At 59.4% G+C, this 15,067-nt stretch carries 13 protein-coding genes and 3 tRNA genes; 2 read left to right on the top strand and 14 right to left on the bottom strand.

The features are described 5' to 3' along the window. Positions 1 to 28: 28 nt before the first annotated feature. On the bottom strand, positions 29 to 2,242 hold the full coding sequence (locus LOY67_RS03885) for a DUF1631 domain-containing protein (RefSeq protein ID WP_265066021.1): 2,214 nt from the start codon (positions 2,240 to 2,242) through the stop codon (positions 29 to 31). A 261-nt stretch (positions 2,243 to 2,503) separates the two neighbouring features. Between LOY67_RS03885 and nadC the strand changes: the two genes are divergently transcribed. Continuing rightward, on the top strand, positions 2,504 to 3,352 hold the full coding sequence (gene nadC / locus LOY67_RS03880) for a carboxylating nicotinate-nucleotide diphosphorylase (RefSeq protein ID WP_265066020.1): 849 nt from the start codon (positions 2,504 to 2,506) through the stop codon (positions 3,350 to 3,352). A 38-nt stretch (positions 3,353 to 3,390) separates the two neighbouring features. On the opposite strand, the gene LOY67_RS03875 is transcribed toward nadC, so the two are convergent. Then, the gene (locus tag LOY67_RS03875) at positions 3,391 to 3,696 is read right to left on the bottom strand and encodes a DUF6388 family protein (protein ID WP_265066019.1); all 306 of its coding nucleotides are present in this window, start codon (positions 3,694 to 3,696) and stop codon (positions 3,391 to 3,393) included. Between the two features lie 296 nt (positions 3,697 to 3,992). Here LOY67_RS03875 and LOY67_RS03870 point away from each other — a divergent pair, with 296 nt between their 5' ends. After that, positions 3,993 to 4,538: a hypothetical protein gene (locus LOY67_RS03870; RefSeq protein WP_265066018.1), complete on the top strand. Its 546-nt coding sequence runs from the start codon at positions 3,993 to 3,995 to the stop codon at positions 4,536 to 4,538. Positions 4,539 to 4,553: 15 nt separating this feature from the next. Here the strand turns inward: LOY67_RS03870 and LOY67_RS03865 are convergent. From LOY67_RS03865 to tpiA, 12 genes are all read right to left on the bottom strand, one after another. Next, positions 4,554 to 4,626 (bottom strand) — tRNA-Thr (locus LOY67_RS03865). Between the two features lie 124 nt (positions 4,627 to 4,750). Further along, entirely contained in the window at positions 4,751 to 6,856 is a 2,106-nt protein-coding gene (pnp, locus tag LOY67_RS03860; protein WP_265066017.1) for a polyribonucleotide nucleotidyltransferase, read from the bottom strand. 175 nt (positions 6,857 to 7,031) lie between these two features. Continuing rightward, positions 7,032 to 7,301 (bottom strand): 30S ribosomal protein S15, encoded by a 270-nt coding sequence (rpsO, locus tag LOY67_RS03855; RefSeq protein ID WP_024684882.1) that lies wholly within the window; start codon positions 7,299 to 7,301, stop codon positions 7,032 to 7,034. A 142-nt stretch (positions 7,302 to 7,443) separates the two neighbouring features. Further along, positions 7,444 to 8,361 carry a tRNA pseudouridine(55) synthase TruB gene (gene truB, locus LOY67_RS03850; protein ID WP_024779941.1) on the bottom strand — a complete coding sequence of 306 codons (918 nt, stop codon included), beginning with the start codon at positions 8,359 to 8,361 and terminating at the stop codon, positions 7,444 to 7,446. 3 nt (positions 8,362 to 8,364) lie between these two features. Further along, positions 8,365 to 8,760, bottom strand: coding sequence for a 30S ribosome-binding factor RbfA (gene rbfA / locus LOY67_RS03845; RefSeq protein WP_265066016.1), 396 nt, complete (start codon positions 8,758 to 8,760; stop codon positions 8,365 to 8,367). 159 nt (positions 8,761 to 8,919) lie between these two features. Beyond that, positions 8,920 to 11,448 (bottom strand): translation initiation factor IF-2, encoded by a 2,529-nt coding sequence (infB, locus tag LOY67_RS03840; protein WP_265066015.1) that lies wholly within the window; start codon positions 11,446 to 11,448, stop codon positions 8,920 to 8,922. Positions 11,449 to 11,475: 27 nt separating this feature from the next. After that, positions 11,476 to 12,957 (bottom strand): transcription termination factor NusA, encoded by a 1,482-nt coding sequence (gene nusA, locus LOY67_RS03835; protein ID WP_024779944.1) that lies wholly within the window; start codon positions 12,955 to 12,957, stop codon positions 11,476 to 11,478. Between the two features lie 59 nt (positions 12,958 to 13,016). After that, complete coding sequence (gene rimP, locus LOY67_RS03830) at positions 13,017 to 13,475, bottom strand: ribosome maturation factor RimP (protein WP_024779945.1); 459 nt, start codon at positions 13,473 to 13,475, stop codon at positions 13,017 to 13,019. 139 nt (positions 13,476 to 13,614) lie between these two features. Next, positions 13,615 to 13,691, bottom strand: a tRNA-Met gene (locus LOY67_RS03825). A gap of 99 nt (positions 13,692 to 13,790) precedes the next feature. Continuing rightward, positions 13,791 to 13,876 (bottom strand) — tRNA-Leu (locus tag LOY67_RS03820). A 22-nt stretch (positions 13,877 to 13,898) separates the two neighbouring features. Continuing rightward, on the bottom strand, positions 13,899 to 14,282 hold the full coding sequence (secG, locus tag LOY67_RS03815; RefSeq protein WP_024779946.1) for a preprotein translocase subunit SecG: 384 nt from the start codon (positions 14,280 to 14,282) through the stop codon (positions 13,899 to 13,901). Positions 14,283 to 14,286: 4 nt separating this feature from the next. Then, positions 14,287 to 15,042, bottom strand: coding sequence for a triose-phosphate isomerase (gene tpiA, locus LOY67_RS03810; RefSeq protein ID WP_265066014.1), 756 nt, complete (start codon positions 15,040 to 15,042; stop codon positions 14,287 to 14,289). Positions 15,043 to 15,067: the final 25 nt, after the last annotated feature.

Genomic DNA, 15,067 nt, shown 5'->3' with positions numbered 1-15,067 from the left:
TATGCCGTGATCGACCCGGACTGTGCGATCACTTGCCGCGATTGAGTTGACGCAGATTGCCGAGCACGGATTCCAGCGCCCGGTCGAACAGCAGGGTGTCGTCCAGCAGGCGCGCGGCCCCCCGCCGAAACTCCAGGGCCAGGCTGGTGCGGCTGTGCTCCTGGACCTTGAGGCCGGTACGGTTGACGAAGATATATTTGCCGGTGCTCTGGATGATCGCCGCCAGCTTGCAGCGCAGGCTGTTGTCGTCATCCTCCTGGAACTCGACCCAGCTACCCAGGCGCAATTGGTCGACCTGAAGCAGGCCCACGTCATCGGCCGGCAAGCGTACCGTCGCGTTGTCCGCCGGCGCTTTGTAGGCGGGGCGCAGGACAATTTTCTCCACCACCTCGATCATCACCGGCGCATCCGCCGACTGGACCTGATCCGTTGCCTGGCCCATGCGCTGCAACGCCTGCACGTGCAGGACTTCCAGTTCGCTGAAGAATTCACTGGTGGCGAACGGGTCGAATGCCGAACGGCTCAGACCTTCGCGCAAAGCCTTGAGCAGCTCCGGCACCATCGCCAGCAAGCGCAGGCCGGCATCCGGCTCGTCGTGATACTGGACGCTCCAGATCAGTTGCTCCAGGGTCAGGACATCGGCTTGCCATTCGGCTGACCGCTCGCCATGCTTGAAGCCGGTCAGCAACAGCACCTGGCTCCAGGCCTGCTGCACGAATTCCACCACGGCCTGAGGCAGCAGCTTGCCGAGCATGACCTGATTCAACGCGCCCTCGACTCGCAGACGTGCCAGTTCAGCCTTGGCCCGCCCTTCTTCGGCATCACGGATACGCTGTTCAAGCAGTTCGCTGCGACGCCGCTCATCGCTGGTGAAGGCGAGGAATTCGGCCAGCACCTCGGAGAAAATCGCCGGGTCATCGACGAAGTCGTTCAACAGGCGCTGTACCACTTGCTCGATGCGCAGATAAAGGCTGTCGCGCTGATGATCGTCGCATTCGCCCCAGCCCATGGCTGCGGCAGCAATTTCGTTGAGCAGCCGGCGGGCGGGATGATTGCCGCGGCTGAAGAAACTCTTGTCCTGAACTGCGACCTTGAGCATCGGGATCTGCAGGCGACCAATCAGTGCCTTGAGGGTCTCCGGCAGGTTCTGGTCGTCGAGAATGAACTCGAACATCATCGCGATCAGGTTGATCACGTCCTCATCGGCGCCTTCGACCACGCGCGACTTGCCGCTCTTGACGCTGACCCGGGTGAGCAGTTGTTCGAGCTGGCTGCGCAGATCGAACTCGTCCTGAAGGGTGGGTGCCGGCACGTATTGCTGCAGATGGGAGAGCAGGCGCAGCAGGTCACGGGTCGAGATCGGCTGCTCCGGTGCGCTGGGCTCCAGGGTCGGCGCCACGCTGCCACGCACCTGCATCACCAGTTTCTGTAATGCAGCGAACACTTCCTGCACGCTGTCATCGACTTCGGCGGCCCGGGGCTTGGCTGTACGCTCTGATGTGGGGCGTGGCGCATCATCGACACGATCCGACGCACGCCGGGACGGTGAAACCTTGAGGTCCGGCAGGATGCCCGTGGCCGCCAGCAACTGATTGGCCTCGACATAAAACTGGTCGCATTCGCTGAGCACATAGCGCTCGAACAGCTTGAGCAGGATCAGCTTGACCTTGATCTCCACCCCAAGGTTGCGTCCGGCCTGCAGAAAGGTTTCGCACAACAGCGCCGGGCTCATGGGATTCTGTGGGGTTGCCATTGGCCGGGCCAGCAGCACGCTGAGCCGGGCCGTCAATTGATCGAGGGAGGCCCCATCGCGACTGAGCACCCGGGTGACCATGGCTTCTACGGCCAGATGGCGCTCAAGATCGTCATGGGACGACTGGGCCGGAGCAGCGGGAACGATGGCGGGGCTCAGGGAAGCGTGAGTGAGGTCGTACTGGGCGAGGCTGACGAACGCCTCGAAGAACTGCTCGATGAATTCGCGTTCGATACTTTTGCGCTTCAGACGCAGGTCGCGCATGGCTTCGAAGAACAGATTCTGTTCGACATCGTTGCGCGCCCGGTCGGCCATCTCGAACAAAGTGTCGTCGGCGTTATCGAACAGCCTCTGCAAACCCAGGCGCAGCTGTTGCGCAGCCTTGTCGCGAACCTGGAGCAGAATCACAGGCAAACGGGCGAGTGGCGAGCGATTCGCCTGATCGGTAGGCACCTTATGCAAAGGCACTACATTCCCGTCGTTGTGCATCCTGGCCTCCTGAAACGGTGTTCTTCGGTTGGCAACGTCAAAGCCATGACGTCAATCGAAAGGCGGATTATCAGATAAAAGAACCCCGTCGCACCAGAGCACTCTGTGACCCAGCTTGAAATACGTCGCAATAAGTGACCGGGAAATCAGGGAAACGTTGCGAGGAGCCGACCAAATGCAGGTCCTTGGCCCGACAAACTGAATGTTTGTGCAACAGGACACTGGCTCTATAATCGGCCCACTTTGCCTGTGGAGCCCGTTATGCCGAACCTACGTCTCGCCGACCTGACCGCCGAAATCGAAGCCAACGTGCGCCGCGCGTTGCTCGAAGACATCGGCAGCGGCGACATCACCGCGCAACTGATCCCCGCCGAACGCCTGGCCAAGGCCACCATCATTACCCGCGAAGCCGCGATCATCAGCGGCACGGCCTGGGTCGACGCCGTGTTCCGGCAACTGGACCCACGCGTTGCAGTGCACTGGCAAGTACGCGACGGCGACCAGGTCAACCCCGACCAGGCGTTGTTCCATCTGGAAGGCCCGGCCCGCTCATTGCTGACCGGCGAGCGCAGCGCGCTGAACTTCTTGCAGATGCTCTCCGGCGTCGCCACCCGCGCCCGCTACCTGGCCGACTTCGTCGCCGACACCCAGGTCAAGCTGCTGGACACCCGCAAGACCCTGCCCGGGCTGCGTCTGGCGCAGAAGTACGCCGTCACCTGCGGCGGCTGCCATAACCACCGCATCGGTCTGTACGATGCCTTCCTGATCAAGGAAAACCACATCGCCGCCTGCGGCGGGATCGCCCAGGCCATCGCGGCCGCCCACAAGATCGCACCGGGCAAACCGGTGGAAGTCGAAGTGGAAAGCCTGGCGGAATTGAAGGAAGCCCTGGCGGCCAACGCCGACATCATCATGCTCGACGAACTGAGCCTGGACGACATGCGTGAAGCCGTGCGCCTGAACGGCGGCAAGGCGAAGCTGGAAGCCAGCGGTGGGATCAACGAAAGCACCTTGCGGCCGATTGCCGAGACCGGGGTGGACTACATCTCGATCGGAGCGATGACCAAGGATGTGAAGGCGGTGGATCTGTCGATGCGCTTGAGTCTCTGAGCCTAAAAAAACGCCAGCCCTGAAGGCTGGCGTTTTTTTCAGACCACCAGATTATTCATCTCGCAGTACTCATCCCAATCCACACCCAGCACCTCGGCAGCCTCCTTGTGCAAGGCAAGGCGCTGCGCCTCGAACTCTTCAGGCGTGCTGGTGTACTTGAGCGTCAACTCCCAAGGCTGCAAGCCCTGGGCTTCGGCCTCGTCTTCGAAAGCCCACTGAATCTGGTCCTTCTGCTCGTCGGCGCTCAGGTTACTGATTTCTTCCAGTAACTGAGGCGTGTCCAGGGCGTATTTGCGCAGCGCTTCTTCGTGTCTGGCTTCTTGGGTCAGTTCTTTAGCCGTCATGTCGTTCTCGCTGATCGAAGGAATGGAAGATGGGACTGGATCATCAAGGATCTCTCTGAAACAGAACCGCTGGCAGCGCGGTTTTCCTGGTCCTTGGAACCATTCGGGGATCATTTGAAAACTGCTGGGCAATGCTCAAGCAGGCAACGAATATAGGACGTTTTGTCGATGATTTACACGGCTCTTTACATCTGTCCCACAAAAATCTAGGCCCTGTCAGCAGGAGGCCAAGGAACATATACCAGAATCCCCAGTCATAGCGATGTGCCACATCGGCACTTCATAAGGATTCTGTGATGCGCAGCTTTCCAAGGTTAACGTCTATTCGGCTTGTTACCGCGACCCTGCTGCTCGGCAGCCTAGCATTGGCCAGTGCCGCGCAAGCGGCTGTTGAAATCTCGTCCAGTTTTCCAGAGCCATCCGATGAGATTCCGGCCCTGCGCAGCTCATTCGGTAACGACGTGTTCTACAAAACCGGCATCAGCATCGATAACTTGAAGGACACGCGGCAAACCGCCAAGGCCAACGCCACTGAACTTGAAAGCCAGAAGCGTACCCTCGCCGAGCAGGGCCGTCAGATCGAAGAGCTCAAACGCAACGGCGGTTCAAGCGCCAATTCCAGCAGTCGGGAAATAGAAGACCTCAAACGCACGATCAAGGAACAGGAACGCGACCTGAACGACCTAGGCAAGCAAGTGGAAGAGCTCAAGCGTAATAGCGGTTCCAGCTCGAGTTCGAGCAACAGCGAGATATCGACGCTGAAGGGGAAGATCAGCGATCAGGATCGCGAGATGGATCAGCTCAAGCGTACCGTCGAGGAGTTGAGCAGGAAGGTGAAATGAGGAGAGAGGAGATCTTGCCCGAGACAGGAATCGAACCTGCGACCTTCGCGTTACGAGTGCGCTGCTCTACCGACTGAGCTACACGGGCGGTGAGCTAACCTAGCATCCAGTCCGTAACCAGGCAACCTGTGCCGCAGGGATTTTCCCCACACAGCAAAACGCCCCGAACCAGTCGGGGCGTTTGCTTGTTCAGCGGTCAGCCGCGGGGGTGATTAAACGCCCGATGCCTTGGCTGCCGCCACGTCCTTGATGGACAGCTTGATACGGCCGCGGTTGTCCACGTCCAGTACCAGCACTTCCACTTCCTGGCCTTCTTTCAGGATGTCGGTCACTTTCTCGACGCGAGCATCGCTCAGCATGGAGATGTGAACCAGACCGTCCTTGCCTGGCAGGATGTTGACGAAGGCGCCGAAGTCGACGATGCGCTCGACCTTGCCCACGTAGATCTTGCCGATCTCGGCTTCGGCGGTGATGCCCAGGACGCGCTGGCGTGCTGCTTCTGCCGCTTCCTTGGTTTCGCCGAAGATCTTGATCGAACCGTCGTCTTCGATGTCGATCGAAGCCTTGGTTTCTTCGCAGATCGCACGAATGGTCGCGCCGCCTTTACCGATGACATCACGGATCTTGTCGGTGTCGATCTTCATCGCGATCATGGTCGGAGCGTTTTCCGACAGTTCGGTACGGGACTGACCGATCACCTGGTTCATCTGGCCGAGGATGTTCAGGCGCGCTTCCAGGGCCTGGCCCAGGGCGATTTCCATGATCTCTTCGGTGATGCCCTTGATCTTGATGTCCATCTGCAGTGCGGTCACGCCTTTGGCGGTACCGGCCACTTTGAAGTCCATGTCGCCCAGGTGGTCTTCGTCACCGAGGATGTCGGTCAGGACGGCAAATTTCTCACCTTCCTTCACCAGGCCCATGGCGATACCGGCAACCGGTGCCTTCATCGGCACACCGGCGTCCATCAAAGCCAGGGAAGCGCCGCAGACCGAAGCCATCGAGCTCGAACCGTTGGACTCGGTGATTTCCGATACCACGCGAATGGTGTACGGGAACACGTCGGCGTCCGGCAGCATGGCCTGGACCGAACGACGGGCCAGACGGCCGTGACCGATTTCGCGGCGACCAGCGCCACCCATGCGACCACACTCACCGACCGAGAACGGCGGGAAGTTGTAATGCAGCATGAACGGGTCTTTCTTTTCGCCTTCCAGGGTGTCCAGCAGTTGCGCGTCACGGGCGGTGCCCAGTGTTGCAACGACCAGGGCCTGGGTTTCACCACGGGTGAACAGGGCCGAGCCGTGGGTCTTCGGCAGAACGCCGACTTCGATGTTCAGCGGACGTACGGTGCGGGTGTCGCGACCGTCGATGCGTGGCTTGCCGTTGACGATGTTCTCGCGAACGGTACGGTATTCGATTTCACCGAAAGCCGCTTTGACTTCAGCGGAAGACGGCTGGCCTTCTTCGCCGGACAGCTTGGCGACGACCTGGTCCTTCAACTCGCCCAGGCGCGCGTAACGGTCGGCCTTGACGGTGATGGTGTAGGCCTGGGAGATCGCTTCGCCGAACTCGGCACGGATCGCACCCAGCAGTTCGGTGGCTTCGGCTTGCGGAGCCCAGGTCCAGGTTGGCTTGGCGGCTTCGGCGGCCAGTTCCTTGACGGCGTTGATCACCACCTGGAACTCGTCATGGGCGAACAGTACGGCGCCCAGCATCTGGTCTTCGGTCAGCTCTTTGGCTTCGGATTCAACCATCAGCACGGCTTCGGAAGTACCGGCAACGACCATGTCCAGGCTCGAAGCCTTCAGTTGCTCGTAGGTCGGGTTCAGCAGGTAGCCAGTGCTTTCATGGAACGCAACGCGGGCAGCGCCGATCGGGCCATCGAAAGGAATACCGGAGATGGCCAGCGCGGCCGAGGTACCGATCATCGCAGCGATGTCCGGATCGGTCTTCTTGCTGGTGGAAACGACGGTGCAGACAACCTGCACTTCGTTCATGAAGCCTTCTGGGAACAGCGGACGGATCGGACGGTCGATCAGTCGGGAAGTCAGGGTTTCTTTCTCGGAAGGACGGCCTTCGCGCTTGAAGAAACCGCCAGGGATCTTACCGGCGGCGTAAGTCTTTTCCTGGTAGTGGACAGACAGAGGGAAGAAGCCCTTGCCTGGATCGGCTTGCTTGGCACCGACGACGGTCACCAATACGCTGACGTCGTCGTCAACGGTGACCAGCACTGCGCCGGAGGCCTGACGGGCGATACGGCCAGTCTCGAGGGTAACGGTCGACTGACCGAACTGGAATTTTTTGATTACCGGGTTCACGGTGTCCTACCTTCTTTGTGGCTCTTGGGGAACTTGTCTTCTTGCGAAATTCTTGGGCAGTGCGGGGAATCGGCCCAACGACTGTCCAGATAAAACTTGAGGCTGGGAGCCTGCCGGTTGCCGACGCAAAGCGCCGGCAACAGACAGACCACCAACCTCATAGCGCAATCGCTGATTAGCGACGCAGGCCCAGGCGGCCGATCAAGGTGCTGTAACGACTAACGTCCTTGCCCTTGAGGTAGTCCAGCAGCTTACGACGCTGGTTTACCATGCGGATCAGACCACGACGGGAGTGGTGATCTTTACCGTTGGCCTTGAAGTGACCTTGCAGTTTGTTGATGTTGGCGGTCAGCAGTGCAACTTGCACTTCTGGCGAACCAGTATCACCAACAGCTTGCTGGTAGTCGGTCACGATCTGAGCTTTTTCTTCAACGCTGAGTGCCATGTGGCTTTCCTCTCATAGGGTACGGTTTCCGAGAAAACCGCACCAACAGGCCAGGGACAGATCCCTGTATCTATAAATGAGTAGTGACCGTGCCTGTTGACAGCCACACTCGCCCGCCTGCTGTTACACAGACGGGTTCCGGTCATTCCGACCGAATCAGTCGACGCGGCGCAATGCGCCCGTCTTCGCTCACTTCACCGATACCGATGAAGCGACCATTGTGATCCTGTACCCGGACCATACCGAACTTCGGTGCATCCGGGGCACGCACCGGCTGGCCGTTGAGCCAGTAGAACGCGCTGTGTTCCGAGAACTGCAACAGCGGCCAATCCAGCAGCCCACTGTCCGATGGCATCAGGAAGCGGTCGACCGCTTCGTTGCCGCCTTCGGCATGTACGGCTTCGAGCTCTTCCAGCGTGACCGTCTGGGCCAGGGTGAAAGGTCCGGCCTGGGTCCGTCGCAACTCCGCCACGTACGCACCACAGCCCAGCTGCTCACCAATATCCTCCACCAGGGTGCGGATATAGGTGCCTTTGCTGCAATCCACGGCAAGCCGCGCAGTATTACCGTCAAAGGCCAGCAATTCCAAGCGCGCAATAGTAACAGAACGTGGTTCACGCTCCACTACTTCGCCTGCACGGGCCAGTTTATACAACGGTTGTCCATCACGCTTCAGGGCGGAGTACATCGGCGGTATCTGACTGATTTGCCCACGAAATCCTGGCAGCACCGCTTCGATATCAGCCTGACCAACGGTCACCGGACGTTCGCGCAGAACCTCACCTTCGGCGTCCGCCGTAGTGGTGGTCTTGCCCAGTTGCGCCAGGGTTTCATAACCCTTGTCGGAGTCGAGCAGGTATTGGGAGAACTTGGTCGCCTCGCCGAAACACAGCGGCAACACGCCGGTGGCCAGCGGATCGAGGCTGCCGGTGTGCCCGGCCTTCTCGGCATTGAGCAGCCAGCGAACCTTCTGCAAGGCTGCGTTGGAGGTGAACCCCAACGGCTTGTCGAGCAGGATGATGCCGCTGACGTTACGGCGGATACGTTTGACCTGAGCCACCGGTTACTCCTTGGTGTCTTCGGGTTCAGCCGTGTGCTGACTGTCTTCAGCCACGGCGCGCTCGATCAAGGCCGACAGATGCGCGCCCCGGGCGACGCTTTCGTCGTAGTGGAAATGCAGCTGTGGAACACTGCGCAGCTTCATTTCCCGGGCCAACTGCATGCGCAGGAAGCCGGCGGCCGAGTTGAGCACCTTGATGCTCTGGGCGACGTCATCGGCACCGTCCTGGCCCATCACCGTGATGAAGATCTTTGCATGACCGACGTCACGACTGACTTCCACAGCGGTAATGGTGACCAGGCCGACGCGCGGGTCCTTGACTTCGCGGCGGATCAGTTGGGCCAGCTCGCGCTGCATCTGATCGCCAATTCGTTGGGTACGGCTATATTCTTTTGCCATGTCTTGCTACCTGTTACTGCCCCACGGTGAAACCCGTGAGGTCTGAAAGCGGCAAACGCCCGGCCTGACAAAAGCCAGACCGGGCGTTGCGTTTAGAGTCCGCCAGCGAAGCAGCGCATGTTCATGCGGCTACCCGATGCGGCTCTTGAAGTGCGCGAGTCAGAGGCTGCGGGCAACCTGGACCTTCTCGAAGACTTCGATCTTGTCGCCGACCTTGACGTCGTTGTAGCTCTTGACGCCAATACCGCATTCCATGCCGGCACGGACTTCGGAAGCGTCATCCTTGAAGCGACGCAGGGATTCCAGCTCGCCTTCGAAGATCACGATGTCTTCACGCAGTACACGGATCGGACGGTTACGGTGAACGACACCTTCGATCACCATGCAACCGGCGATGGCACCGAATTTCGGCGAACGGAACACGTCGCGAACTTCGGCCACGCCCAGGATGTTCTCCCGCACGTCGCTGCCCAGCATACCGGTCAGGGCTTTCTTGACGTCTTCGATGATGTCGTAGATCACGTTGTAGTAACGCATATCCAGACCTTCCTGCTCGACAATCTTGCGCGCACCGGCATCGGCACGCACGTTGAAGCCGAACAGAACAGCGTTGGAAGCCAGTGCCAGGTTGGCGTCGCTTTCGGTGATACCACCGACACCGCCGCCGACCACACGTACTTGCACTTCGTCGTTGCCCAGGCCGTTCAAAGCGCCCTGCAAGGCTTCCAGCGAACCACGGACGTCGGATTTGAGGACGATGTTGAGCGTCTTCTTCTCTTCCTGGCCCATGTTCTCGAAGATGTTTTCCAGCTTGCCGGCGTGAGCGCGAGCCAATTTGACTTCGCGGAACTTGCCTTGACGGAACAGAGCCACTTCGCGAGCTTTCTTCTCGTCAGCCACAACGCTCATCTCGTCGCCAGCGTCCGGAGTACCGTCCAGGCCGAGGATCTCGACCGGGATAGCCGGACCGGCTTCCTTGATGGGCTTGCCGTTCTCGTCGAGCATGGCGCGAACGCGACCATAGTTCGAACCGACCAGCACCATGTCGCCCTGACGCAGCGTACCGTCCTGAACCAGGACCGTGGCCACCGGACCGCGGCCCTTGTCCAGGCGCGATTCAACCACGACACCACGACCTGGGGCGGATGGAGTGGCGGTCAGCTCAAGCACTTCGGCCTGCAGCAATACGGCTTCGAGCAACTCGTCGACGCCAGTACCCATCTTCGCGGAAACCGGAACGAATGGTGTGTCGCCACCCCAATCTTCCGAGGTCACGCCATGCACCGACAGCTCGCTGCGGATGCGATCGAGATCGGCGCCCGGCTTGTCGATCTTGTTCACCGCAACCACCAGCGGCACGCCAGCTGCCTGGGCATGCTGAACGGCTTCGATGGTCTGTGGCATCACGCCGTCGTCCGCCGCAACTACCAGGATCACGATGTCGGTCGCCTTGGCACCACGAGCACGCATGGCGGTAAACGCGGCGTGACCCGGGGTGTCGAGGAAGGTGACCATGCCGCGATCGGTTTCAACGTGGTACGCGCCGATGTGCTGGGTGATACCGCCGGCTTCGCCAGCAGCTACCTTGGCGCGACGGATGTAGTCGAGCAGCGAGGTCTTACCGTGGTCAACGTGGCCCATGACGGTCACGACCGGCGCACGAGGAACCGCTTCACCTTCGAACTTCAGGGACTCGGCCAGGGAATCTTCCAGGGCGGTGTCGCTGATCAGGGTCACCTTGTGGCCCAGTTCTTCAGCAACCAGTTGGGCAGTTTCCTGATCCAGTACCTGGTTGATGGTGGCCGGCGTACCGAGCTTGAACATGAACTTGATGATCTCGGCAGCCTTGACCGACATCTGCTGGGCCAGATCGCCCACAGTGATGGTCTCGCCGATCTTCACTTCACGCACGACAGGGCCGGTCGGGCTCTGGAAACCGTGGGCGTTGCGTTTCTTCAGCTTGGCCTTGCCGCGACCACCACGACGGAAGCCATCGCTTTCTTCGTCGGTAGTGCGTGGTGCAACGCGTGGCGCTGGCGCCTTTTCCTTGACCGAAGCACGATGCGGAGTGTTCTTGCGCTCGCCATCGCCACCGCCACGACGGTTTTCGTCGGCACGTGGCTTGTCCGGACGACGCTGCTCATCACGCTTGCGAGCGTCGACCGCAGGCGCAGGAGCTGCCTCCAGGACCGGGGCGCTTTCGCGTACAGGTTCAGCCACCGGGGCAGGCGCCGCGACGGCTTCCACCGGAGCGGGTTGCGCAGCGGCTGCGGCAGGCTGACGACGCGCTTCTTCTTCGGCGCGACGCTTGGCTTCTTCTTCAGCCTTCTGGCGCGCGGCGTTTTCTACTGCGCGACGCTCGTCCAGCTCGCGCTTGCGCTCGGCTTCGATTTCTTCCGGGCTGCGCTGCACGAAGACTTTCTTCTTGCGTACTTCTACGCTGATGCTTTTGCTACCGGCAACACGCAGGGTGCTGGTGGTTTTACGCTGCAGAGTGATCTTGCGCGGTTCTTCCACTTTCGCCTTGTGACTGCTCTTCAAGTGGGTCAGCAGGGACTGCTTCTCACTGTCGGTCACATGTTCCTCGGCGGCGGTGTGCGGCAGACCTGCCTCACGCATCTGCTGCAACAGGCGCTCTACCGGTGTTTTGACCTCATCGGCCAGTTGTTTCACCGTGACTTGCGTCATGCACTTCTCTCCTCAGGCCGCGCCTAATTACTCGAACCAGTGGGCTCGGGCGGCCATGATCAACTTGCCGGCACGATCATCGTCAATGCCGTCGATGTCGAGCAGGTCGTCAATAGACTGCTCGGCCAGGTCTTCGCGGGTAATGACGCCGCGCACCGCCAGTTCCATCGCCAAATCCTTGTCCATGCCCTCAAGCGAGAGCAGGTCTTCGGCCGGATGGGCGTCTGCCAGCTTTTCCTCAGTAGCGATGGCTTTGGTCAACAAACGATCCTTGGCCCGAGCGCGAAGCTCGTTGACGATGTCTTCGTCAAAGCCGTCGATGTTGAGCATTTCCTCCACCGGCACGTAGGCAATCTCTTCCAGGCTGGTAAAGCCCTCATCCACCAGTACCTGCGCCAGCTCTTCATCGACTTCGAGCTCTTCGATGAAGTTGCGCAGGATGTCACCGGTTTCAGCTTGCTGCTTGGCCTGGATGTCCGATTCGGTCATCACGTTCAGGGTCCAGCCCGTCAACTGGCTGGCCAGACGCACGTTCTGACCACCACGACCGATGGCCTGAGCCAGATTGTCTGCGCCAACGGCGATGTCCATGGCATGGGCATCTTCGTCAACGATAATGGCCGCCACTTCTGCTGGCGACATCGCGTTGATCACGAACTGAGCCGGGTTATCGTCCCACAGAACGATGTCCACACGCTCACCGCCCAGCTCGCCGGATACGGCCTGCACACGCGAGCCGCGCATGCCGATGCAGGCACCTTGCGGGTCGATGCGCTTGTCCTTGGAGCGGACCGCGATCTTGGCACGCGATCCCGGATCACGGGAGGCAGCCATGACTTCGATCAGGCCTTCGGCGATTTCCGGCACTTCGATGCGGAACAACTCGATCAGCATTTCCGGCGCGGTACGCGACAGAATCAGCTGCGGGCCGCGGTTCTCGGTGCGGATTTCCTTGAGCAGCGCACGCAGGCGCACGCCCACCCGGAAGGTTTCGCGAGAAATGATGTCTTCGCGTGCCAGCAGTGCCTCGGCGTTGTTGCCCAGGTCAACGATCACGTTGTCGCGGGTGACCTTTTTCACGGTACCGGAGATGATCTCACCCAGCTTCTCGCGATAAGCGTCAACCACTTGCGCACGCTCGGCTTCGCGAACTTTCTGCACGATGACCTGCTTGGCCGTCTGTGCAGCGATGCGACCAAATTCGATGGACTCGATCTTTTCTTCGACTACGTCACCTACCTTGGCGCCAGGATGCGTTTCTGCAACCTTGCTTGGCCAGGTTTCGATAGCCGGATCATCCAGGTCGGCTTCCTCGACCACCGTCCAGCGACGGAAAGTTTCATAGGAACCGGTGTGGCGGTTGATCTCCACACGCAAATCAACTTCGTCTTCAAACCGCTTCTTGGTAGCAGTGGCCAGGGCCAGCTCCAGCGCTTCAAAAATAACGTTAGCCGGTACGCCCTTTTCATTGGATACCGACTCAACAACCAGCAGTACTTCTTTGCTCATCGTACGCCTCGCCTTTCGCAAGCCATTGGATCCGCGGGATCCGCAGTATCTGGCACGTATCAGTCAAAACTGGGAATAATGTTGGCCTTGTCGATCATATCGATCGGCAACAGGAACTCATGGTCATCTACCTGCACCACGACGTCCTGCTCTTCTACACCGCGCAGAAGGCCTTGAAAGTTGCGTCGACCTTCGAAGGGCGAGCGCAGCTTGATCTTCACTTGTTCACCGGCAAACGAAGCGAACTGTTCAAGACTGAACAGAGGGCGTTCCATGCCGGGCGAGGAAACTTCAAGGGTGTATTCGGTGCTGATTGGATCTTCAACATCCAGTACACCACTGATCTGACGGCTGACGATGGCGCAGTCATCCACCAACACGCCGCCTTCCTTATCGATATAAACGCGCAACAGTGAGTGGCGACCTTGAGCCGAAAACTCAATACCCCAGCATTCATAGCCAAGGGCCACGACCACCGGGGCCAACAAGGCCTGCAACTGTTCTAGCTTGCTCGACACCTGAACCCCCTCGTGCATGTTTGTGCATGCTGTGCAAATAAAAAAAAATGGGCGAATCGCCCATCCCTGAAACGCCGTTGAACAGCGGCGTTATAAAGTGTCCAGCTAACAAAAAGCCCCTTGGAAGGGGCCCTGAAACTGGTTGCGGGAGCCGGATTTGAACCGACGACCTTCGGGTTATGAGCCCGACGAGCTACCAGGCTGCTCCATCCCGCGACAAAGCTGGGGCGGAAGTATACGACCGATCCCCTACAGGGTCAATGTAACCCTTCCACCTACAAGAAAGCCCGCTATTGCGGGCTCTCCTGATTCAATTGGTACCGAGAAGGGGACTCGAACCCCTACACCCTATGGGCACAACCACCTCAAGGTTGCGTGTCTACCAATTCCACCACCTCGGCAAATACAGCGCTTGAAACCTTCTTACTTCTGCTCTTGAGCTGGAGGTACGTCAGTCGCCGGGTTGGCCGACTTTTGCTCTTGAAGCACCGGGACATCATCAGAAGCCGGTTTTTGCTTTGGCGCTTCCAATACCGCTGGGCTTGGCAAACCTACTTGAGTCAGCTCATGAGCTTTCTCTTTAGCAAAGTAACCTAACCCTAAGCTGGTCATGAAGAAACCGGCGGCAAGTATAGCAGTAAACTTACTAAGAAAGGTAGAGGAACCTTGGCTTCCGAACACAGTATTTGAAGCACCTGCACCGAAAGACGCACCAGCATCCGCACCTTTACCCTGCTGCAGCAATACCAGAGCAACTACGCCCAATGCACCCAGCAGATGAAAAACGACTACGACTGTTTCCAGCATTTTTTCAGTTTCCCGCGGCGCGACAGATCGCACCGAACTCATCTGCATTCAGGGACGCCCCACCAATGAGCCCCCCATCGATATCCGGCATGCCGAACAGTTCGACCGCATTGGCCGCCTTCACGCTGCCGCCGTATAGAAGTCGCACACCTCGTGCCACTTCAGAATTCTCTGCCGCCAACTGGGCGCGGATGGCGGCGTGCACATCCTGCGCTTGTTGCGGCGAAGCAGTCAGCCCGGTGCCAATGGCCCAGACCGGCTCGTAAGCAATGACTGCCTTTGCAAAAGCACCGACACCCAGGTCCTCGATGATGCTGCCCAGCTGACGCCCGACAACCTCAAGGGTCTTGCCGGCTTCACGCTGCTCGAGGGTTTCCCCTACGCACAACACCGGAGTCAGACCGCAGGCCTGAGCCGCTGCAAACTTGCGGATCAGGGCCTTGTCCTGCTCACCCATGATCAGGCGACGCTCGGAGTGCCCGACAAGCACCAGGGAACAACCTGCATCCACCAGCTGACTTGGCGCAATTTCACCGGTCAGCGCACCTTGCATGGATTCCACCGCAGAGTTCTGCGCGCCGACCGAGATCGACTTGCCTTTCAAGCCATCAATCACTTGATTGATATACAAGCAAGGCGGGAATACCGCGACGTCAACACCGCTTGGCAAGGCCAGATGACGAAGGCCATTGATCAGCTCAGCGACGCTGGCGCGGGTACCGTGCATCTTCCAGTTACCAGCTACCATAGGGCGACGCATGCTGTACCTCGTCGGTCAAAGTGGG

The sequence above is a fragment of the Pseudomonas sp. B21-056 genome (genome assembly GCF_026016325.1).
In the GTDB taxonomy this organism is placed as follows: domain Bacteria; phylum Pseudomonadota; class Gammaproteobacteria; order Pseudomonadales; family Pseudomonadaceae; genus Aquipseudomonas.
This window is presented reverse-complemented; position numbering and strand designations above follow the sequence as displayed.